At 68.3% G+C, this 20778-nt stretch carries 19 protein-coding genes; 15 read left to right on the top strand and 4 right to left on the bottom strand.

Translation table 11 applies throughout. The annotated features are described in order from the left end of the window. Window position 1: 1 nt before the first annotated feature. Both ACEOAB_RS07305 and xseB read right to left on the bottom strand, forming a co-directional pair. Window positions 2-922, bottom strand: a complete 921-nt coding sequence (locus ACEOAB_RS07305; RefSeq protein WP_056587157.1) for a polyprenyl synthetase family protein — start codon at window positions 920-922, stop codon at window positions 2-4. Continuing rightward, window positions 919-1185, bottom strand: coding sequence for an exodeoxyribonuclease VII small subunit (gene xseB / locus ACEOAB_RS07300; RefSeq protein ID WP_413749259.1), 267 nt, complete (start codon window positions 1183-1185; stop codon window positions 919-921). Before xseB ends, ACEOAB_RS07305 begins: the two co-directional genes overlap by 4 nt. Before the next feature lie 275 nt (window positions 1186-1460). Between xseB and ACEOAB_RS07295 the strand changes: the two genes are divergently transcribed. From ACEOAB_RS07295 to ACEOAB_RS07260, 8 genes are all read left to right on the top strand, one after another. Beyond that, window positions 1461-2600 (top strand): aromatic ring-hydroxylating oxygenase subunit alpha, encoded by a 1140-nt coding sequence (locus ACEOAB_RS07295; protein WP_056510304.1) that lies wholly within the window; start codon window positions 1461-1463, stop codon window positions 2598-2600. Between the two features lie 22 nt (window positions 2601-2622). Further along, entirely contained in the window at window positions 2623-3540 is a 918-nt protein-coding gene (locus tag ACEOAB_RS07290; protein ID WP_413749267.1) for a DMT family transporter, read from the top strand. Window positions 3541-3580: 40 nt separating this feature from the next. Next, window positions 3581-4489 carry a sulfurtransferase gene (locus tag ACEOAB_RS07285; RefSeq protein ID WP_413749260.1) on the top strand — a complete coding sequence of 303 codons (909 nt, stop codon included), beginning with the start codon at window positions 3581-3583 and terminating at the stop codon, window positions 4487-4489. Then, entirely contained in the window at window positions 4486-5085 is a 600-nt protein-coding gene (locus ACEOAB_RS07280; RefSeq protein WP_413749261.1) for a DUF2796 domain-containing protein, read from the top strand. The genes ACEOAB_RS07285 and ACEOAB_RS07280 overlap by 4 nt, the downstream gene beginning before the upstream one ends. A gap of 4 nt (window positions 5086-5089) precedes the next feature. Continuing rightward, window positions 5090-5836, top strand: coding sequence for an ABC transporter ATP-binding protein (locus tag ACEOAB_RS07275; RefSeq protein WP_413749262.1), 747 nt, complete (start codon window positions 5090-5092; stop codon window positions 5834-5836). Window positions 5837-5891: 55 nt separating this feature from the next. Beyond that, window positions 5892-7154 carry an ABC transporter permease gene (locus ACEOAB_RS07270; protein ID WP_413749263.1) on the top strand — a complete coding sequence of 421 codons (1263 nt, stop codon included), beginning with the start codon at window positions 5892-5894 and terminating at the stop codon, window positions 7152-7154. Window positions 7155-7160: 6 nt separating this feature from the next. Then, window positions 7161-7796: a DUF3299 domain-containing protein gene (locus ACEOAB_RS07265; protein ID WP_413749268.1), complete on the top strand. Its 636-nt coding sequence runs from the start codon at window positions 7161-7163 to the stop codon at window positions 7794-7796. A 167-nt stretch (window positions 7797-7963) separates the two neighbouring features. After that, entirely contained in the window at window positions 7964-10033 is a 2070-nt protein-coding gene (locus ACEOAB_RS07260; protein WP_413749264.1) for a DUF3300 domain-containing protein, read from the top strand. Window positions 10034-10075: 42 nt separating this feature from the next. Here ACEOAB_RS07260 and ACEOAB_RS07255 read toward each other — a convergent pair whose 3' ends face one another. Both ACEOAB_RS07255 and ACEOAB_RS07250 read right to left on the bottom strand, forming a co-directional pair. After that, window positions 10076-11335 carry a M20/M25/M40 family metallo-hydrolase gene (locus ACEOAB_RS07255; protein ID WP_056587143.1) on the bottom strand — a complete coding sequence of 420 codons (1260 nt, stop codon included), beginning with the start codon at window positions 11333-11335 and terminating at the stop codon, window positions 10076-10078. Between the two features lie 100 nt (window positions 11336-11435). After that, window positions 11436-12149 carry a helix-turn-helix domain-containing protein gene (locus tag ACEOAB_RS07250; protein WP_413749265.1) on the bottom strand — a complete coding sequence of 238 codons (714 nt, stop codon included), beginning with the start codon at window positions 12147-12149 and terminating at the stop codon, window positions 11436-11438. Window positions 12150-12351: 202 nt separating this feature from the next. On the opposite strand from ACEOAB_RS07250, the gene ACEOAB_RS07245 reads away from it, so the two are divergent. The 7 genes from ACEOAB_RS07245 to ACEOAB_RS07215 are packed head-to-tail and all read left to right on the top strand — an operon-like array spanning window position 12352 to window position 20565. Next, entirely contained in the window at window positions 12352-13509 is a 1158-nt protein-coding gene (locus ACEOAB_RS07245; RefSeq protein WP_495653562.1) for an NAD(P)/FAD-dependent oxidoreductase, read from the top strand. A 48-nt stretch (window positions 13510-13557) separates the two neighbouring features. Continuing rightward, window positions 13558-15009, top strand: coding sequence for a M81 family metallopeptidase (locus ACEOAB_RS07240; protein ID WP_056587134.1), 1452 nt, complete (start codon window positions 13558-13560; stop codon window positions 15007-15009). Window positions 15010-15057: 48 nt separating this feature from the next. Beyond that, a complete protein-coding gene (locus ACEOAB_RS07235; RefSeq protein WP_413748606.1) occupies window positions 15058-16650 on the top strand; it encodes an ABC transporter substrate-binding protein in 1593 nt (530 codons plus the stop codon). Between the two features lie 18 nt (window positions 16651-16668). After that, window positions 16669-17604 carry an ABC transporter permease gene (locus ACEOAB_RS07230; protein WP_007831166.1) on the top strand — a complete coding sequence of 312 codons (936 nt, stop codon included), beginning with the start codon at window positions 16669-16671 and terminating at the stop codon, window positions 17602-17604. Window positions 17605-17628: 24 nt separating this feature from the next. Then, the gene (locus ACEOAB_RS07225) at window positions 17629-18522 is read left to right on the top strand and encodes an ABC transporter permease (protein ID WP_413748607.1); all 894 of its coding nucleotides are present in this window, start codon (window positions 17629-17631) and stop codon (window positions 18520-18522) included. Between the two features lie 10 nt (window positions 18523-18532). Further along, on the top strand, window positions 18533-19573 hold the full coding sequence (locus tag ACEOAB_RS07220; RefSeq protein ID WP_413748605.1) for an ABC transporter ATP-binding protein: 1041 nt from the start codon (window positions 18533-18535) through the stop codon (window positions 19571-19573). Next, window positions 19570-20565: an ABC transporter ATP-binding protein gene (locus ACEOAB_RS07215; protein ID WP_413748604.1), complete on the top strand. Its 996-nt coding sequence runs from the start codon at window positions 19570-19572 to the stop codon at window positions 20563-20565. The genes ACEOAB_RS07220 and ACEOAB_RS07215 overlap by 4 nt, the downstream gene beginning before the upstream one ends. Window positions 20566-20778 lie beyond the last annotated feature (213 nt).

Genomic DNA, 20778 nt, shown 5'->3' with positions numbered 1-20778 from the left:
CCTAGCGATCGCGATCGACCACCATGTGGGCCAAAGCGCGCAGCGCCGCGGTGTCGGGCAGGCCGCTGCGTGCCAGCGCGGCCAGCGCGTCGGCCAACAGCTGGCGGGCCTGGGCGCGCGCGCCGTCGAGGCCCAGAAGGGACACGTAGGTGGGCTTGTCGGCCGCGGCATCCTTGCCGGCGGTCTTGCCCAGAGTGTCCGAGTCGGCCGTGACGTCGAGGATGTCGTCGATCACCTGGAACGCCAGGCCGATGGCCGCGCCATAGTCGCGCAGCGCGGCCAGTGCCGGCCCGGCAAGGGAACCGCAGGCAGCGCCCATCTCGACGCTGCCCTGCAACAGCGCGCCGGTCTTCAGGCGGTGCATTTCGCGCAGCTGTGCTTCATTCAATGCAATGCCGACGCTGGCCAGGTCGATGGCTTGGCCGCCGGCCATGCCCTGGCTGCCCGCGGCCCGGGCAAGCAGCCGGCACAGCTGGGCCTGCGTGGCAGCAGGAATCTCGTCGCCGTCGGGCGTGAGCAGTTCGAAGGCCAGGGCCTGCAGCGCGTCGCCGGCCAGCAGGGCGTCGGCCTCGCCGAATTTCACGTGCACGGTGGGCTTGCCGCGGCGCAGCACGTCGTTGTCCATGCACGGCAGGTCGTCGTGCACCAGCGAATAGGCGTGGATCAGCTCGGTGGCGCAGGCCGCGCGCAGGGCGGCGGCCTGGTTGCCGCCGACGGCCTCGCTGGCCGCGAGCACCAGCAACGGCCGCAGGCGCTTGCCGCCATCGAGCACGGCGTAGCGCATGGCATCGCCCAGCAGCACGGGCGCATCGACGCCGACCCAGCGCGACAAGGCCGCTTCGACGTTCGCCAGATGGGGGTCGCTCCAGCCGGCGAGCGTGCGGGCGTCCCAATGGCTGGAATTCAGCGCGGCGGCGCTCATTCAGGCGTCCAGATCTTGAGGCTGCCCGAATCGAGCACCTTGATCTGGTCTTCGACCGCCTGCAGCTTGTCGCGGCAGAAGGCGAGCAGCGCCGCACCGCGCTGGTAGCTCACGAGCAGTTGGTCGAGGGGCAGCTGGCCCGATTCGAGTTCCGCCACCAGCTGCTCCAGTTCCTGGAGTCCGGCTTCGTAACTGGCAGGCAGCGGGCCCGTATCGGGCGTTGCCGCCGGGCTGGACGAGGAAGGGGGAGGCACCTTGGGCATGCAAGCGAAACGTGGGTGAAACCGGGCATTTTAGGACTGGGAGCAGAACAACCGGGCGGCCGTCCCTCCGGACGAGTCGCCACCGCCTCGAGCGGCGCCCGATTGCACGCAGCCAAGCCGGGTGAAGAGCCAGGGGACAAAAGATGCCCCCCGGGTACAATGCGAACTTCTCTCGTTGGCGACGTCAACACACTCTTCGGGCCGTCGAGCCTCCCGGACGGCGCCTTTCCGTTCTTTTCTTTTTTCTCCCTGTGGGGAGCTTGGTCAGGTCCTCCATGTCTGATTTAAGTCTTCAACTGCAGCAGGCCGCGAGCCAACTTCCAGTTTCCGCGTATTTCGACGAGGCACTCTATGCCCGCGAAATGCAGAACCTTTTTTCGCGAGGGCCCCGCTATGTCGGCCATCGCCTGGCCGTGCCCGAAATGGGCGACTTCCACACCCTGCCGCAGGAGCACCAGGGCCGTGCGCTGGTTCACACGCCCAAGGGCGTGGAGCTGATCTCCAACGTCTGCCGCCACCGCCAGGCCCTGATCCTGCAAGGCCGGGGCCAGCTCGACAACCAGGCCGGCGGCAACATCGTCTGCCCGCTGCACCGCTGGACCTACGCCGCAAGCGATTCGCGCACCACCGGCACGCTGATCGGCGCCCCGCATTTCGAGCAGGACCCCTGCCTGAACCTGCACAACTACCCGCTGACCGAATGGAACGGCCTTCTGTTCGAGAAGAATCCGGATGGCTCGGGCCCCGACGTGGCGGCCGACATGGCCGGCCTCGGGCCGCAGGCCGATCTCGATTTCAGCGGCTACGCGCTCGACCGCGTCGAGCTGCACGAGTGCAACTACAACTGGAAGACCTTCATCGAGGTCTACCTCGAGGACTACCACGTCGGCCCGTTCCATCCGGGACTGGGCAGCTTCGTCACCTGCGACGACCTGCGTTGGGAGTTCAAGCCCCGCTATTCGGTGCAGACGGTGGGCGTGGCCAACCGCCTGGGCCGCGCGGGCAGCCCGATCTACCAGAAGTGGCAGGAGCAGCTGCTCAAGTACCGCGACGGCAAGCCGCCGAAGTACGGCGCCATCTGGCTCACCTACTACCCGCATGTGATGGTCGAGTGGTATCCGCACGTGCTCACGGTGTCTACCCTGCACCCGGTGAGCCCGACGAAGACGCTCAACATGGTCGAATTCTTCTATCCCGAGGAGATCGTCGCGTTCGAGCGCGAGTTCGTCGAAGCCCAGCAGGCCGCCTACATGGAAACCTGCGTGGAAGACGACGAGATCGCCGAGCGCATGGACGCCGGGCGCCGCGCGCTGATGCTACGCGGCGACAACGAAACGGGCCCCTACCAGAGCCCGATGGAAGACGGCATGCAGCAGTTCCACGAGTGGTATCGCAGCGCGATGCAGAACGCCTGAGTCGATAGTGCAAGCGCTCTGGATGGTGCTCGGCGCCTTCTTGTTCGCCACGATGAGCGTGGTCGTCAAGGTGGCCTCGGCGTGGTTCAACAGCGGCGAGATGGTGCTGGGCCGCGGCCTCATCGGCATCGTCTTCCTCTGGCTCCTGGCCCGCAACCGCGGCGTCTCCCTCGCCACCCGCTACCCCGGCATGCATGCCTGGCGCAGCACCATCGGCGTGGTCTCGCTGGGCGCGTGGTTCTATGCCATTGCCCACATGCCGCTGGCCACAGCCGTCACGCTCAACTACATGAGCAGCGTGTGGGTCGCGGCCTTCCTCGTCGGCGGTTCGCTGCTGGCGTGGGTGCCGGTGCCCGGGCGCGACGGCCGCGTGGAACGCCCGCCGCTGCAGGGCGCGCTGGTGCTGACCGTGCTGGCGGGTTTCGCGGGCGTGGTGCTGATGCTCAAGCCCAGCGTCAACGCCAACGAAGGCTTCGCGGGCATGCTGGGCCTGCTGTCGGGCCTCACGGCCGCCTTTGCCTACATGCAGGTGGTGGCGCTGTCGCGCATCGGCGAACCCGAACTTCGCACGGTCTTCTACTTCGCGGTCGGCTCGGCCGTGGCCGGCGGCATTGCCACGGCGACCACCGGGTTTTCGGACGGCGGTGCATGGACGTGGCAGCATGCGCTGTGGCTGCTGCCCATCGGCCTGCTGGCTGCCCTCGGACAACTCTGCATGACCCGCGCCTACGCCACCGCCAAGACCGCTGCCGGTACGCTGGTGGTAGCCAACCTGCAGTATTCGGGCATCGTGTTCGCTGCGTTCTACAGCGTGGTGCTGTTCAACGACCGCATCGATGGCACTGGCTGGGCCGGGATGGCGCTCATCATCGCGAGCGGCATTGCCGCAACCGTGTTGCGACAGCGGGCGGTGCCCAAGGCGCCGGCCGAAGAGCACTGAACGACACAACGACATTCTCGATTTCGAAGGAGCACACGCCATGTACACCACCCTCATCTCCGTCGAACAACTCCAGCAATTGCAAGCGGGCGACACGCCCTTGATGGTGTTCGACTGCAGCTTCGACCTCATGAAGCCTGAAGCGGGCGCGCAGCAGTACGCCGCCGCGCACATTCCGGGCGCCCTGTACGCCAACCTCGACACCGACCTCAGCGCCAGGCACGGCGCCCCGGGCGCACACGGCGAGGTGGTGGTGGCGCAGGAAGACGGCGTGCCCGCATCGGGCGGGCGCCACCCGCTGCCCAGCCGCGAAAAGTTCGCGGCGTGGCTGTCGAGCATCGGCTTCGCCAACGGCATGCAGGCCGTGGTGTACGACCGCAACGGCGCCAACTACTGTGGCCGCCTGTGGTGGATGCTCAAGTGGATGGGCCACGAGGCCGTGGCCGTGCTCGACGGCGGCCTGCAGGCCTGGCAGGCCGCGGGCGGCGAAGTCACCGACCGCGAGGAGCCCGCGCGCTTCCAGTCGAACTTCGTCGCGGGCGAGCCCATCGCGAAGCTCGTGACCACCGACACCGTGGTGCGCCGGCTCGGCCAGCCTGACCAGAACCTGATCGATGCGCGCGCCGGCGCACGTTACCGCGGCGAGGTGGAACCTCTGGACCCGATTGCCGGTCACATCCCCGGGGCCCTCAACCGGCCCTTCGCCGACAACCTCGGCCCCGACGGCAAATTCAAGCCGGCATCGCGATTGCGTGCCGAGTTCGAAGCGCTGCTCGCGGGACGCGACGCGGCGACTGTCGTCCACCATTGCGGCAGCGGCGTGAGCGCCGTGCCGAATCTGCTCGCCATGCAGATCGCGGGGTTCGGGACGACCGCGCTCTATGCCGGCAGCTGGAGCGAATGGAGCAACACGCCGGGGCTGCCGACCCGGCAAGGCACTGAACCATGACATTGATGACGACGAGTCGACGTTTGAGGAGCTTCCAACGCACCACGGGACTCGCAATCGCCGCCGCGCTCTTCGCGGCAGCCCCGTTCCTCGCCGCGCAGGCCCAGCAGCAGCACGCCCACGTGCACGGCCAGCTCAAGCTCGACGTGGCCGTCGACGGCCCCACGGTGGTGATCGACATGGAGTCCCCGCTCGACAACATCGTCGGCTTCGAACGCGCACCCAGGACCGATGCCGAGAAGAAGCTCGTCGAAGAGGCCGTCGCCCAGCTGCGCGCGGCCGACAAGCTCTTCATCGTCGACCCCGCCGCCAACTGCAAGCTCGGCCCGGTCGACCTGCGCTCCGGCGCGCTGGGCCTGGGCAATCCCGACCCCGCCGAGCCCGTCGGCCACGCCGACCTCGACGCCACCTTCTCCTTCAACTGCACCAACGCGACTGCCGCGAAGTTCATCGACCTCAACCTGTTCGGTGCATTCAAGGGCCTGCGCCAGATCGACTCGCAGATTGCCACGGCCCAGGGGCAGTTCAAGCGCCAGCTGAAGCGCCCTGCCGGTGCGCAAGCCACGCAGCCCGTTCGCCTGAGCTGGGGCAAGTAAGGCTGTGAGTACCTCCCTGCAAGCCGAGCCGTCGGCCTTGCGCGTCGTGCTCGCAGCCGAAGCATTGCGCTTCGCATGGCCCAGCGTGAAGAAACCGTGCATCGACATCGAGGCCTTTCGCATCACGGCCGGCGAATCGGTGTTCCTGCACGGCCCGAGCGGCTGCGGCAAGAGCACGCTGCTGTCGCTGCTGGCCGGCGTGCTGGTGGCCGACGAAGGCCGGGTCACGCTGCTCGGGCACGACTGGTCGAAGCTCTCGGGCGCCGCACGCGACCGCAGCCGCGTGGCCCATGTGGGCTACATCTTCCAGCAGTTCAACCTGCTGCCGTACCTGAGCGTGATCGACAACGTGCTGCTGCCCTGCCGCTTCTCGCAGCGGCGCGAGGCGAATGCATCGCGCAACGGCAGCTCGCGCGACGAGGCCGAGCACCTGCTCGGCCAGATGGGCCTCGACCGCAACCTGTGGAAGCGCCAGGCCGTTCAGCTGTCGGTCGGGCAGCAGCAGCGCGTGGCCGCCGCGCGCGCACTCATCGGCCAGCCCGAGGTGGTGATTGCCGACGAGCCCACCTCCGCCCTCGACGAAGACCGGCGCGAAGCCTTCCTCGACGTGCTGCTGACGGCCTGTGCCGAGCACCACAGCGCGCTCGTGTTCGTGAGCCACGACCAGCGCATCGCGCAGCGCTTCGCGCGGCATGTGCTGCTGCCCGAGATCAACCGTGCGGCCACCAGCGCGATGGCGGCGGACGCATGAGCCGCCGGGCCGCTCCCAAGGCGAATACCGTTGCGCGACGCGCGGAGGTTTGCCAATGAAGGCGCTTTTCTCCATTGCATGGCACAGCGCCTGGAACCGGCGCTTCACGCTCGCGCTCACCGTGTTCTCGATCGCGCTGTCGACCTTTCTTCTTCTGGGTGTCGAACGCATCCGCACCGAGCTGCGCGAGAACTTCTCGTCGTCCGTCTCCGGCACCGACCTGATCGTGGGCGCACGCACCGGCTCGACGCAGCTGCTGCTGTACTCGGTGTTCCGCATCGGCGCGGCCACCAACAACATCTCGTGGAAGAGCGTGCAGGCGCTGTCCGCGCACCCGGGTGTCGACTGGGTGGTGCCGCTGTCGCTCGGCGATTCGCACCGCGGCTTCGCGGTGCTGGCCACGTCCACCGACTACTTCACGCACTTCCGCTACGGCGACAGGCAGACGCTGAAGCTGCGCGAGGGCAAGCCCTTCAGCGAGCTGTTCGATGCGGTGGTGGGCGCCGAAGTGGCCGACAAGCTCGGCTACCGCGTGGGCCAGAAGATCACGTTGGCGCACGGCAGCGGCGAACTCAACGTGGCCGAGCATGCGGACAAGCCCTTCACCGTGGTGGGCGTGCTCGCGCGCACCGGCACACCGGTCGACCGCACGGTGCACATCGGCCTCGCGGCGATGGAGGCCATCCATCTCGAGTGGGTAGGCGGCGCGCCGATGCCGGGCGTGCACATTCCGGCCGAGCAGGTGCGCAAGTTCGACCTCACGCCCAAGAACGTGACGGCCGCGCTGGTGGGCCTGAAGAACCGCGCCGCCGTGTTCGGCGTGCAGCGATGGATCTCGACCTACACCGGCGAACCGCTGATGGCCATCCTGCCCGGCGTGGCACTCGACGAGTTGTGGAGCGTGATCGGCATCGGCGAGAACGCGCTGCTGCTGATGTCCGCGCTGGTCGCGCTGGTCAGCCTCGCAGGGCTGGTCTCGGTGGTGATGGCCGGCCTCAACGAACGCCGCCGCGAACTCGCCGTGCTGCGCGCCGTGGGCGCTGGCCTGCGCCATGTGCTGGCGCTGCTCGCGCTCGAAGGCGCGATGGTCACCGTGCTCGGCGTGGCCTTCGGGGTGGTGATGGCTGTGCTCGGCATTACCCTGCTCTCGCCATGGCTGCAGTCGCAGTTCGGACTGACACTGAGCCTCTCGGAACCTACACTGAACGAATGGCTGCTGATGGCAAGCCTGCTGGCGGCCGGATGGCTGGCAAGCCTCTTGCCCGGCATCCGCGCCTACCGCCTCTCCCTTGCCGACGGCCTCTCACCGAGAATTTGAATCATGATGCCCATCGCACACACGACGTCCAAGAGCAAAGCTTTCATCCGGCTTTCGATGCTGCTCGCAGGCACCGGCCTTGCCGCCGCCGCCTGGGCCGCGGAGCCCGCGCCAAAGGACACCACCGCCACCAACCCGCTGGGCGGCAAGGCGACGCCGGCCGCGCCCAAGGCCGTGCCGGGCCAGCCGCGCCAGATCACCTGGGAAGAACTGGTGCCCAAGGATTGGGACCCGGCGAAGGAGTTCAAGGGCATGGACCTGAGCGCGCTCGACGACGGCGACCCGCGCGCCAACGAGATGCTCATGAAGATGCAGGAGGTGTCGAACAACGCGCCGACCAATCCCGCGATGAACGGCACCGAAGTCAGGATCCCCGGCTTCATCGTGCCGCTCGAAGAGGCCAAGGGCGAAGTCACCGAGTTCCTGCTGGTGCCCTACTTCGGCGCCTGCATCCACACGCCGCCGCCGCCTGCCAACCAGATCCTGCACGTGGTGCCGCAGAAGGGCGCCAAGTTCCGCGCCATGGACACAGTGTGGGTCACCGGCAAGCTGCAGACCCTGCGCAACGATTCGATGATGGGCGTGAGCGGCTATCACGTGAGTGCCACCAGCGTCACCAAGTACACGGGCGGCGCCAAGTAGCCGCAGCAAGGCAGCGGCCTCCTGGCCGTGTGGTTCTGCGCCGACAGGCTTGACCGCGCAGAACCGACACAGACCGTTGCATCCGGGGCGCAGGCTTTGTCATCGCCTGCCGCCGCGCACCGTTGAAAGAGTTCCGGGCCGACGCCGGCGCCCACATGGAACTCCAGATGACAAAAACCCATCGCCCAACGGTCCCGCGGCTCCTGACGATTTCGGTGTGCATCGGCGCACTCGCCATTGCAGGCTGCGACAAGCCAACCAGCACGCCGACCGCTGCCATCGACCCCGCCGCATCGTCCATTCCTGCGCCGTCGGTGCCGCAGAACAACGCGCCTGCGGCCGTGCCAGTGGCCTATGTGCCACCCTCGGCCGACCAGCTCTACCAGATGGTCGCGCCCATTGCGCTGTACCCCGACAAGCTGGTCGCGCAGATCCTGGCCGGCGCCACCTACCCCGAGCAGATCACCGCCGCGCACGACTGGCTCGCGCAGAACCGCGGCCTCAAGGCCGGCCCGCTGGCCGATGCGGCCAACCAGCAGCCCTGGGACCCTAGCGTGAAGTCGCTCACCGCCTTTCGCAGCGTGGTCGACCAGATGGCCGGCAACATCCCGTGGACCGAGTCGCTGGGCAAGGCCTACTACAACGACCCGACCGACGTGATGAACGCGATCCAGGTCATGCGGCAACGCGCGGCCAAGGCCGGCCGGCTCAAGAACAACGACAAGCTGCGCGTGGTCAGCGCGGCGACGCCCCAGAACTACGCGCCCGCGCCCGATTCACAAGCCGCGTACTACAGCGGCCCCGCAGTGATCGAACCGCCGCCGCAGTACATCACCATCGAGCCCGTGCAGCCCGACGTGGTGTATGTGCCGGCCTATGACCCGCAGGTGATCTACGGCACGCCGCAGCCGGTGTACCCCGGCTATGCGTATGCGCCGCCGGTCGAGGTGGCGCCGGGCTACAGCCAGGGCCAGATGATTACGGCCGGCGTGCTCGCGTTCGGCGCTGGCGTGGTGGTCGGTGCGGCGCTGGAGCGGCACGACTGGGGCTGGCATTCGTGGAACGTGAACTGGGGCGCACCGGGTTGGCGCGCCCGAGACCGCGGCGCACCGCCGCCCCCGGCCTACCGCCCGGCCGTGGTCTACAACAACAACACCTACATCTCGCGCTCGACCACGGTGGTCAACAACGTGAACAACGTGCGCACCGTCTACAACAACAATGGCGGCGCACCGCGCGGGCTGCCGGCCGGCGCCGCGGCACCCAACTTCGCGACCGCTCCGGGCTTCGCGCCGCAGCAGCAACAGCAGATGCAGCAGCAAGCCGCGCTGGCCCAGCAGCAGCAGCAACAGCAGGCCCGCCAGCAGGAGGCCCTGCTTCGCCAGCAGCAGATGCAGCAACAGGTGCAGCAGCGCTCGCAGCAGCAGGCGCAACAACAACAGGCGCAGCAGCTTCACGCGCAGCAACTGCAGCAGCAACTGCAGCAGCAGGGGCGGCAAGCACAGCTCCAGCAGCAACAGCAACAGCAGCAGGACCAATTGCGTCGACAACAAGCGCAGCAGGCAGAACAACAGGCGCATCAGCAGCAGCACCCGCCGGCGCGCCTCGCGGGCCAACCGCCGGGAGCACAGCAGCCGCAGCCGCAGCAACAGGCGCAACTGGAGCAGTCAAGACGCCAGCAGATGCAGCAACAACAGCAGGCACAGCAGCAAGCGCGAGCGCAGCAGCAGGCCCAGTTGCAGCAACAGCAACAACAGGCGCAGGTCCAGCACCAACGGGAACAGCAGCAACAACAGGTGCAGAACCAGGCGCGCCAGCAGCAACAGGCACAGATGGAGCAAATGCGCCAGCAACAGGCGCAGAACCAAGCGCGCCAGCAACAGCAGGCGCAACAGCAAGCCGCGCACCAGCAACAGCTGCAACAGCAGCAACAACAGGCCCAGATCCAGCACCAACGGGAACAGCAGCAACAGGCGCAGAACCAAGCGCGCCAGCAGCAGCAGGCACAGATGGAGCAGATGCGCCAACAGCAGGCGCAACAGCAAGCCGCGCATCAGCAACAGCAGCAACAGGCGATGCAGATGCAACAGCAACGCCAACAACAACTGGCGCAGCAGCACGCCCAGCAACAGGCGCAACAGCAACAACAGCGCGTGGCCGCGGCAGCAGCGGCTGCGGCAGCGGCCCATCGCCCACCCCGTCACGGCGAACCAGGGCAGCCGCAAGAGCGTCCCTGAGCGGCGAGCCGGCTAACGCATGCCGGCTCTTTTCAGAACCTGTCAGTTCTTGCCGATTTCGGTCAGCAGCCGCGTGACGAGGTAGATGCGCGGCACGATCGAATCGACTTCGATGTACTCGTCGCGTGCGTGATAGCCGAAGCCCGCGAGGCCGAAGCTCTCGACCACCGTGGCCTTGCCCGAGCGGCCCGCGTAGCCCGCATCGGTGCCGCCGCCGGTCATCGGCGTCAGCGCGAGGTCGCGGTCGATTTCCTTGTAGATGGCCTGCGCCGTCTCGGCCAGCGCGCGGCCCTTGTCGCCCGCGATGAAAGCCGGGCGGCCCACTTCCACCTTCACCGTGGTCTCGGTGTCGGGGATCAGCTTGCCGGCGGCGATCTTGGCCTGCAGCGCTTCGTTGAGCTTCTTCTCGGCGCCCGGCTGCGTGATGCGGATGTCGCCCAGCGCCTGCGCCTTCTCGGTGATCTGGTTGATGGGGCCGGTGGCGCGTGCCACGGTCCAGTTGAGCGTCACGCCGGGAATGTCCTTGGCGAGGTCCTTGGTCTGCAGCATCTGGTACGACAGTTCGTACAGCGCGTTGCGGCCCAGTTCGGGCGCGGCGCCGGCGTGCGCGGCGCGGCCTTTCACCTCCATCGTTGCCTGTGCGATGCCGGCCGCGCCCAGGAGCAGCGACTCGCCCTTGACCACCGACTTCGCCACCGTGGGCTCGAACGACAGCACCGTGTCGTGCTGGTCGGCCATGGTGGCGATCAGCTCGCCCGAGCCGACCGAGCCCACTTCCTCGTCGGGGTTCATCAGCACCGTGAGCGTGTCGTAGTCGCGCCAGCCGGCGTCGGCCAGGATCTTCAGCGAGGCCAGCATCACCGCGAGGCCGCCCTTGTCGTCGGCGATGCCGGGGCCGTAGATGCGGTTGCCGTCAACCTTGTAGGGCTGGCTGTTGAGGATGCCGGGCGCGTACACCGTGTCCATGTGGCCCTGCAGCATGATCCTGCGCTTGCCCGCGCCCTTGATGGTGCCGATGACGAGATCGGCGCCCGCGCCGGCCGTGGCCTTGCGGCGCTCGGTCTTGAAGCCGGCGGCCTTCAACCGCCCTTCCACCACGTCAGCCATCTTGAGCAGGCCGTCGACGTTGAGGCTGCCCGATTCGATCAGCACCATCTCCTTGAGGTTGTCGATCACGGCGGGCTGCGCCTTCTCGGCGGCGGCGAGCAGCTTGGCATCGGGTGCGGCGTGCGCAGCGCCGAGCGCGAGGCTGCAAGCCACGGCAATCGAGCAACGGGTGAAGAAGGAAGAACGCATGGTCATGATGATTCGGTCTCCGAGTGAATGGCGGCGGCAAGCATAGCGGGGCAAGGCGCCGGCCGCGCGCAAATCGGAGACACCCGGCGCCGTGCGGGAACGGTGCTCAGCGCTTGGCGCGAGCCGCGGTCTTCTTCGCGGCCCCGGTCTTGCGAGGCGCCTTCAACGCAGGCGCCTCGCGCGCAGATTGCATGTGCCCGCTCTCGCCGATGGTCATGCCCACGATGCGCGCGAGCTGCCGGCTCACGCTGATGTAAGCGTGGCCCAGGCGGCTGTCGAAATACAGCGAGTCGCCGCGCGCCATGCGCACCACTTCGCCGTTGTCGAAGTGCACCTCGATCTCGCCCGAGAGCACATAGGCGAACTCCTCGCCGCCATGCCGCACGAAGTCTTCCGGACCGTGGATCTTCCGCGCGTGCACCGTGCCGACGATGGGGCTCATCTGCTTGCCCGCGGCGGTGGTGCCGAGGAACTCGTAGGCGATGGAAAGGCCCTTGTATACGACGCCCTTGCCGGCGCGCGTGACCACCGGCCCGTCGAGCTGCGCGGGCTTGACGCCGGCGCCCGCGAACATGGCGTTCATGTCCATCTCCAGCGCGTGGCCCAGCGCGGTGAAGTTCTCGTAGCCCAGCGCGAGCTGGCCACGCTCCGCGCGCGAGATGGTGGTGATCGACACGCCCGAGCGCTCCGCGAGCTGCGCCAGCGTCCAGCCGAAGCGCTTGCGCGCGGTGCGCAGGCGGTTGCCGAAAGTGGCGCGATCCAGCGTGGGTGGCTCGTCCCCGGGCTTCGTTCGCGTCTTGGTCCCTGTGTGTGGATTCACGCTTGGCTTTCTCCTGTGGTGCCGAGGATTCTGCCAGCCGGGGCGCGCGCCATCCATGCCAACCCGCGTGACCCGGGCGCGGAAGTTGCGTATACGCAAATTGCGCGAACGCAAATTTCACCACCTCGGGGCATCATGGTTTCCCCTTGGAACCCTTGAATAAATTTGCGTATCCGCAAAATTGTTCCTACACTTTTCATCAATGACCTCCAGCACTGCAGAGCCCATCGTGGCTGACTTCCTCGTGATCGGTGGCGGTATCGCCGGGGCCTCGGTGGCCCATTGGCTCGCGCCGCACGCACGCGTGATCCTTCTCGAACGCGAATCGCAACCCGGCTACCACTCCACCGGCCGCTCCGCCGCCCTCTTCATGGAAAGCTACGGCACCGCGCAGGTGCGCGCCCTCACCATGGCGAGCCGGGCCTTCCTCGAACATCCGCCCGAAGGCTTCAGCGAGCATCCGCTGCTCACGCCGCGCGGCGCGATGATGGTCGCGGGCGCCGACCACATGGCCGAGCTCGAAGCCCACTGGCAGGTGCTGCGCGACATGAACACCGGCGCCTCGCGCCTGAGCGGCGAAGAGGCGCGCGAGATGGTGCCGGCGCTGCGCCCCGATCAGGTGCTGGGCGCCGTCTACGAGCCCGATGCCGCCGACATGGACGTGCACGCCATCCACCAGGGCTATCTGCGCGGCATGCGGCGCGCGGGCGGCCAGCTGGTGTGCGATGCGGGCGTGACGGCCATCGAGCGCACGGGCGAACGCTGGCGCGTGGAAGCCGGCGGCACGGTGTACGAAGCGCCGGTGGTGCTCAACGCAGCCGGCGCATGGGTCGACACCATCGCGCGCATGGCCGGCGTGCCGTCACTGGGCATCGAGCCGCGCCGGCGCTCGGCATTCATCTTCGCGCCGCCCGAGGGCCAGAGCGTGGCGCGCTGGCCCATGGTTTTCGGCGCCGACGAAGGCTGGTACATCAAGCCCGACGCCGGCATGCTGCTCGGCTCGCCGGCCAATGCCGACCCGGTTGAGCCGCAGGACGTGCAGCCCGAGGAGATGGACATCGCCATCGCCATGCACCGCATCGAGGAAGCGACCACGCTGGCCATCCGACGCCCCACGCGCACCTGGGCCGGCCTGCGCTCCTTCGTGGCCGACGGCGACCTTGTCGGCGGCTTCGAGCCCGGCGTGCCCGGCTTCTTCTGGGTGGCGGCGCAAGGCGGCTACGGCATCCAGACATCGGCCGCCATGGGCGAAGCCTGCGCCGCGCTGGCGCGCGGGCTGCCGCTGCCCGAACGCATCGCCGCCTTCGGACTCACGGCGGAAATGCTGGGCCCGCAGCGGCTGCGCGCGGCGGCCGGCTGAACCCGGCCTGCCCCACAACGAACACAACCCACCCCACGAGGTCTGACCATGCGCGTCTTCAGTGCTTCCCTTGCCACCGAAACCAACACCTTCGGCCCGATGCCGACGGGCCTCGCCTCCTTCAAGGACCGTGGCTACTTCCCCGCCGGCAAGCACCCCGACGCGATGACGCTGTTCTCGGGCCCACTGTGGGCTGCGCGCATGCGCGGCGCCGACAAGGGCTGGACGCTGTTCGAGGGCATGGTGGCCGGCGCGCAGCCCAGCGGCACCACCACGCGCCACGCCTACGAGACGCTGCGCGACGAGTTGCTGGCCGACCTGCGCGCAGTGCTGCCCGTGGACATGGTGCTGCTCGGCCTGCACGGTGCGATGGTGGCCGACGGCTACGACGACTGCGAAGGCGACCTGCTGGCACGCGTTCGGCAGATCGTCGGGCCCGACGTGGTGGTCGGCGCCGAGCTCGATCCGCACAACCACCTCACGCCGGAGATGATCTCCAACGCCAACGTGATGGTCTCCTTCAAGGAATACCCGCACACCGACGTGCTCGAACGCGGCCTCGAGCTGGTCGACATCTGCGCCGCCACGGTCGAGGGCAAGCTCAAGCCCGTGCCCGCGGTGGTCGACTGCGACATGATCGTCACCGTGCACACCTCGCGCCAGCCGGCACGCGGCTTCGTCGAGCGCATGCAGTCGCTCGAGGGCAAGAACGGCGTGCTTTCCATCTCGCTCACGCACGGCTTCTCGTGGGGCGACGTGCCCGAGATGGGCACCAAGGTGCTGGTCTACACCGACGGCGACAAGGCCCAGGCCGACCTGCTGGCGCGCCAGCTCGCCGACGAGGTCATCGCCATGCGCGACGGCCTCACCGTGAACTACCCCGGCATCGATGCGTCACTCGACGAGGCACTGGCCTTCGACGGCGGCCCCGTGGTGATCTCCGACGGCGCCGACAATCCCGGCGGTGGCGCGGCCAGCGATTCGACCTTCATCCTGCGCCGCATGGTTGAGCGCGGCATCACCAACGCGGCGCTGGGCCCGCTGTGGGACCCGATCGCGGTGCGCATCGCCTTCGACGCGGGCGTGGGCGCAAAGCTGCCGATGCGCATCGGCGGCAAGATCAGCCCGCTGTCGGGCGACCCGCTCGATGTCGAGTGCACCGTGAAGGCGCTCAAGCACGACCTGGTGATGACCGGCCTGGCGGGCACGCCCACGCTGATGGGCGACAGCGCGCTGGTCGAGGCCAACGGCATCGAGATCGTGCTGATCACGCTGCGCAACCAGGCGATGGGCACCGACCTCTTCACGCAGCTGGGCTGCGACCTCGCGACGAAGAAGATCATCGTCGTGAAGTCGTCGCAGCATTTCTACGCGTCGTACTCCAAGGTTGCGAAGCACGTCATCTACGCGGGCGCGCCGGGCGCCGTCACGCTCGACCTGAACACGCTGCCGTATCGCAAGGCCCGCCTGCCCAAGTGGCCGATCGGCGTCGCGGCCTGAGCTTTTCCTTCCTTCTTTTTGCTGCCTTCCCTCACCGGAGAACCGACGATGAAACGACGGACGCTTGGCGCTCTCGCCGCCCTGGCCCTTTCCACCGCCTTCGCGGCGAGCCTTCCCGCGCACGCTCAGACGCCGCAGCCCAAGACGCTGAAGGTGGTGGCGCACGCCGACCTGAAGATCCTCGACCCGACCTTCACTACCGCCTACATCTCGCGCAACTTCGGCTACATGGTGTACGACACGCTCTTCGCGCAGGACGCGAACGGCAAGCCGCAGCCGCAGATGGTGGAGAAGTACACCGCCTCGAAGGACGGCAAGCAGTGGAGCTTCACGCTGCGCCCGGGTCTCAAGTTCTCCGACGGCAGCGCCGTCACCTCGGCCGACGCCGTCGCCTCGCTGCAGCGCTGGGCCGCGCGCGACAGCCTGGGCCGCGCGATGACAGCCAGCGGCGCCGAGTGGAAGGCCACCGACGCGCGCAGCTTCACGCTCACGCTCAACGAGCCCTTCGGCATGGTGCTCGACGCGCTGGCCAAGCCCTCGGGCTTTCCGCCGGTGGTCCTGCCCGAGCGGCTGGCGAAGATGCCGGCCACCGCGCCACTGACCGAGGTGCTGGGCTCCGGCCCCTTCATCTTCAAGCGCGACGAATGGGTGCCGGGCAACAAGGCGGTGTTCGTGCGCAACCCCAACTACGCGGCGCGCAGCGAGCCGCCGAGCGGGCTGGCCGGCAGCAAGAAGAGCAACTTCGATCGCGTCGAATGGCTCTACCTGCCCGACGCCAACAGCGCCGTGGCGGCGCTGAAGCGCGGCGAGGTCGACATCATCGAGCAGCTGCCGCCCGACTACATCGCGCCGCTGCGCACCGACACGGGCGTGAAGATCGGCTCGGGCGGCGCCTACCAGGGCTTCCTGGTGATGAACCAGCTGCATGCGCCCCTCAACAACCCGAAGGTGCGCCAGGCGCTGCTGCAGGCCGTGAGCCAGGAGCGCTTCATGGCCGCCATGGGCTTCCCGCTGGACATGCGCATGGCCTACTGCGCCACCTACTTCATCTGCGGCAGCCCCAACGACACCGCGGCCGGCGCCGAGCCCTACCGCAAGGCCGACGTCGCCAAGGCGAAGAAGATGCTCGCCGACGCCGGCTACAAAGGCGAGAAGGTGGTGCTGCTGGTGCCCAGCGACGTGCCCTACCTGAACGCCGAGGCGCTGATGGCCGCGCAGACGATGAAGAGCATCGGCCTGAACGTCGACGCCCAGACCATGGACTGGGCTTCCATCGGCGCGCGCCGCGCCAAGCGCGACGCACCGGATGCCGGCGGCTGGAACATGTACGTCACCGTGGCCGGCGAGTTCGATGCCAACTCGCCCATCAGCAACGCCTACCTGAGCGCGGCCTGCGGCAACACCCTGCCCGGCTGGCCCTGCGACAAGCCGCTGGACGAGCTGCGCACCGCATGGCTGAAGGAAACCGTGCCCGCCAAGCGCAAGGAGCTGCTCGACGCATTCCAGGCCCGCGCCTACGAGGCCGTGCCGTACATCAACGCGGGCCAATACTCGGCAGCCTTCGCGGCGCGCACCAGCCTGAAGGGGCTCGACAAGCTCTGGTCCGGCATGCCGACGGTCTGGGCGCTCGACAGGCAATAGGGACTCAAGGGCATCGCCATGGGCTACATCGTTCGACGCTTCATCGCGACCCTGCCCGTCATGGCGGTGGTGGCCGTGGTGGTGTTCCTGCTGATCCACCTGTCGCCGGGCGACCCGGCAGCGCTCATCGCGGGCGACCTCGCCACCACCGAGGACATCGAGAAGCTGCGCGCCGCCCTGGGCCTGAACCTGCCGCTGTGGCAGCAGTTCGGGCTGTGGATCGGCAAGCTCTTCACCGGCGACCTGGGCACTTCGATCTTCACGCAGATGCCCGTCACGCAGCTGCTGGGTCAGCGGCTGGAGCCCACGGTGTCGATCGCGGCGCTGACCATGCTCATCACGCTGGTGGTGTCGGTGCCGCTGGGCACGCTCGCGGCCTACCGCGCGGGCAGCTGGATCGATAGGCTGGTGATGCTGTTCGCGGTGCTGGCCTTCTCGGTGCCGGTTTTCCTGGTGGGCTACCTGCTGGTCTACAGCTTCGCGATCCAGTTGCCGTGGTTTCCGGTGCAGGGCTACGTGCGCTTCGCCGAAGGCCCGGGCGAGTGGCTGCGCTCGCTGGTACTGCCCTGCGTGAACCTCGCGCTGGTCTACATCGCGCTGGTGACACGCATGACGCGCGCCACCGTGCTCGAAGTGCTGCACGAGGACTACATCCGCACCGCGCGCGCCAAGGGCCTGGGCGTGCTGCCGGTGCTGGGCCATGCGCTGCGCAACGCGGCCATTCCCATCGCCACCACCGTGGGCGCGGGCATCGCGCTGCTGATCGGCGGCGTGGTGGTCACCGAGACGGTGTTCGCCATTCCCGGCGTGGGCCGGCTGGTGATCGACTCGGTGCAGCGGCACGACTACCCGGTGATCCAGAGCGTGCTGCTGCTGTCGGCGGGGGTGTACGTGCTGATCAACCTGCTGATCGACCTGAGCTACCGCTTGTTCGATCCGCGCATCCAGTACTGAACAAACATGTCCACGGTCCTCCCCATGAGCGAGATCGACGCGCCCGCCCCCACGGTGCCGGATGCACACGACGACACCCCCTTCGTGCCGCCACGCAGGCGCTGGGCGCGCAAGCCCCCGACGCTGATCATCGGCGCGCTGCTGCTGATCCTGATGGCGGCCCTCTCCATTGGCGCCCCGTGGGTCGCCACGCACGACCCGCAGGACATCGACCCGCTGATGCGCATGCAGCCGCCGTCGGGCGAGCACTGGTTCGGCACCGACTCGCTCGGCCGCGACGTGTTCAGCCGCGCCGTGTGGGGCGGGCAGGTGTCGATGATCGTGGGTGCCACGGTCGCGGTGCTGGCCACTTTCTTCGGTGTCGTGCTCGGGCTGGTGTCGGGCTTCGTGCGCTGGGCGGACGGCCCGATCATGCGGGTGATGGACGGGCTCATGGCCATCCCCGGCATCCTGCTGGCCATCGCGCTGATGGCCGTGACGCGCGCCAGCCTGACGACGGTGATCGTCGCCATCACCGTGCCCGAGATCCCGCGCGTGGTGCGGCTGGTGCGTTCGCTCGCGCTCACGCTGCGCGAACAGCTGTATGTGGAGGCCGCGCACGCGGTCGGTACGCGGCTGCCGATGATCCTGCTGCGCCACGTGCTGCCGAACATCGTGGCGCCGCTGGTGGTGCAGGCCACCTTCGTGGCGGCGGCGGCGGTGCTGACCGAGGCGGCGCTGTCGTTCCTCGGCGTGGGCGTGCCTTCGCAGACGCCGAGCTGGGGCAACATGATGGCCGAGGGCCGCAACTTCGTGGCGGTGGCGTTCCACATCATCCTGTACCCGGGGCTGCTGCTGGCGGCCACGGTGCTGGCCATCAACCTGCTCGGCGACGGCCTGCGCGATGCGCTGGACCCTCGCCTGGCGCGGCAACTGTGAAGGGCATGCCATGACGATCACCATGTCCCACACCACGCTCGCTCCGGGCGAGCCGCTGCTCGAAGTCGACAACCTGCGCACCCACTTCCACACGCTGGCAGGCGTGGTGCGCTCGGTCGACGGCGTCTCATACACCGTGCGCGCGGGCCGCACGCTCGGCGTGGTCGGCGAATCAGGTTGCGGCAAGAGCGTGACCGCGCTGTCCATCCTGCGGCTGGTGCCCACGCCGCCGGGCCGCCACATGGGCGCCGTGCGGCTGCGCGGCACCGACCTGATGCAGCTCAGCGAACGCGAGATGCGGCAGATCCGCGGCAACCGCATCTCGATGATTTTCCAGGAGCCGATGACATCGCTCAACCCGGTGCTCACGGTGGGCCGGCAGATCGCCGAGACGGTGCAGCTGCACCAGAAGGCCAGCCGCGCCGACGCGCTGAAGCGCGCGGTCGACATGCTGCGCGTGGTGCAGATCCCCGAGCCCGAGCGCCGCGTGAACGAGTACCCGCACCAGCTCTCGGGCGGCATGCGCCAGCGCGTGATGATCGCGCTGGCCCTGGCCTGCAACCCCGAGGTGCTGATCGCCGACGAGCCGACGACTGCCCTGGACGTGACCATCCAGGCGCAGATCCTCGACCTCATCAAGCGGCTGCAGAAGGAGCTGGGCATGGGCGTGGTGATGATCACGCACGACCTCGGCGTGGTGGCCGAGAGCTGCGACCGCGTGGTGGTCATGTACGCCGGGAAGAAGGTGGAGGAAGCCGACGTGATCGACCTGTTCGACCGCCCGCTGCATCCCTACACGCGCGCGCTGATGGCCTCGATGCCCGCGATGAACACCGCGAGCACGCGACTCACCGAGATTCCGGGACTGGTGCCGGCCGCGCACGAGCTTGGGCGCGGCTGCGCCTTCGCCGCGCGCTGCAGCCATGCGCGCGAACGCTGCCGCGTCGAAACGCCACGGCTCGTGCCGCAGGGAGGCGACCACGTGGTGGCCTGCTTCGCCGTCGAGGAACACTGGGAACAACCGGCCGGCGCCGAGGAGATGGCCGCATGACGACAGCAGCAACAACGACCGCACCGCTGCTGCAGGTGCGCAACCTGCGCAAGCACTACACCACGCCCAAGCGCTGGCTGCGGCCGGCCCGGCCGGCGATCCAGGCGGTGGATGGCGTTTCGTTCGACGTCGCTCGCGGCGAAACGCTATCGCTGGTGGGCGAATCGGGCTGCGGCAAGACGACCACGGCCAAATCGGTGCTGCGGCTGGTGGAGCCCAGCGCGGGCTCGGTGCAGCTCGAGGGCGAGGAACTGTTATCGCTCTCGGCCGAAGACATGCGCATGCGCCGACGCAACCTGCAGATCATTTTTCAAGATCCCTACGCTTCGCTGAACCCGCGCCTCACGGCCGGCGACATCGTGGCCGAGCCGCTGCGCAATTTCGGCATGGGCGCGGCGGCCGAGCGGCGCGAGCGGGTGCAGTGGCTGTTCTCGCGCGTGGGGCTGCGGCCGGAAGCGGCGAAGAAGTTTCCGCATGAGTTCTCGGGCGGGCAGCGCCAGCGCCTGGGCATCGCGCGGGCGCTGGCGCTGAACCCGAAGCTCATCGTGTGCGACGAGCCGGTGTCGGCGCTCGACGTGTCGGTGCAGGCGCAGGTGGTCAACCTGCTGATGGACCTGCAGGCCGAGTTCGGCATCGCCTACCTGTTCGTGGCGCACGACCTCGCGGTGGTGCACCACATCAGCCACCGCGTGGCGGTGATGTACCTGGGCCACATCGTGGAGATCGCCGACCGCGACACGCTGTTCTCGGCGCCGCTGCATCCGTACACCGAGATCCTTCTCTCGGCCGTGCCCGTGCCCAACCCGCGCACGCCCGCGCGCCGCATGTTGTTGCAGGGCGACCCGCCGAGCCCCGCCAACCCGCCCTCCGGTTGCCGCTTCCACACGCGCTGTCCGATGGCGCAGGCCGTGTGCAAGGAGAAGGCGCCTGAGTTGAGCGAGCGGCCGGCCTCTTCCAACGGCAGCCATTTGGTTGCTTGCCATTTCCGTTGAGATGGTGGAGCGCAGCGGTTCAGGGTGCGCTCACGTCGACGGGGTACCTTGCTCCGCGAATGTCCCCCGGCCTGCCGCCTCCTCCTTTATTTCGCTGCGCAAGGCACCCCATCGACGTGATCGTTCAGCAGAGTGGTTGAACTGCCGGCATAAGCAGAGCGCCCATCGTGCACAGGGCACCGGGTGCTCCCCGCAGCGAAATAAAGGAGGAGG

Source organism: Variovorax sp. Varisp53 (assembly GCF_059491555.1).
Note: the sequence above shows the minus strand (reverse complement) of the source record. Positions and strands in the feature narration are given on the sequence as shown.

Coding starts and splice junctions, on each gene's coding strand:
- ACEOAB_RS07305 (WP_056587157.1), bottom strand. CDS start 922: ATGAGCGCCGCCGCGCTGAATTCCAGCCATTGGGACGCCCGCACGCTC.
- xseB (WP_413749259.1), bottom strand. CDS start 1,185: ATGCCCAAGGTGCCTCCCCCTTCCTCGTCCAGCCCGGCGGCAACGCCC.
- ACEOAB_RS07295 (WP_056510304.1), top strand. CDS start 1,461: ATGTCTGATTTAAGTCTTCAACTGCAGCAGGCCGCGAGCCAACTTCCA.
- ACEOAB_RS07290 (WP_413749267.1), top strand. CDS start 2,623: ATGGTGCTCGGCGCCTTCTTGTTCGCCACGATGAGCGTGGTCGTCAAG.
- ACEOAB_RS07285 (WP_413749260.1), top strand. CDS start 3,581: ATGTACACCACCCTCATCTCCGTCGAACAACTCCAGCAATTGCAAGCG.
- ACEOAB_RS07280 (WP_413749261.1), top strand. CDS start 4,486: ATGACATTGATGACGACGAGTCGACGTTTGAGGAGCTTCCAACGCACC.
- ACEOAB_RS07270 (WP_413749263.1), top strand. CDS start 5,892: ATGAAGGCGCTTTTCTCCATTGCATGGCACAGCGCCTGGAACCGGCGC.
- ACEOAB_RS07265 (WP_413749268.1), top strand. CDS start 7,161: ATGCCCATCGCACACACGACGTCCAAGAGCAAAGCTTTCATCCGGCTT.
- ACEOAB_RS07260 (WP_413749264.1), top strand. CDS start 7,964: ATGACAAAAACCCATCGCCCAACGGTCCCGCGGCTCCTGACGATTTCG.
- ACEOAB_RS07255 (WP_056587143.1), bottom strand. CDS start 11,335: ATGACCATGCGTTCTTCCTTCTTCACCCGTTGCTCGATTGCCGTGGCT.
- ACEOAB_RS07245 (WP_495653562.1), top strand. CDS start 12,352: ATGACCTCCAGCACTGCAGAGCCCATCGTGGCTGACTTCCTCGTGATC.
- ACEOAB_RS07240 (WP_056587134.1), top strand. CDS start 13,558: ATGCGCGTCTTCAGTGCTTCCCTTGCCACCGAAACCAACACCTTCGGC.
- ACEOAB_RS07235 (WP_413748606.1), top strand. CDS start 15,058: ATGAAACGACGGACGCTTGGCGCTCTCGCCGCCCTGGCCCTTTCCACC.
- ACEOAB_RS07230 (WP_007831166.1), top strand. CDS start 16,669: ATGGGCTACATCGTTCGACGCTTCATCGCGACCCTGCCCGTCATGGCG.
- ACEOAB_RS07225 (WP_413748607.1), top strand. CDS start 17,629: ATGAGCGAGATCGACGCGCCCGCCCCCACGGTGCCGGATGCACACGAC.
- ACEOAB_RS07220 (WP_413748605.1), top strand. CDS start 18,533: ATGACGATCACCATGTCCCACACCACGCTCGCTCCGGGCGAGCCGCTG.
- ACEOAB_RS07215 (WP_413748604.1), top strand. CDS start 19,570: ATGACGACAGCAGCAACAACGACCGCACCGCTGCTGCAGGTGCGCAAC.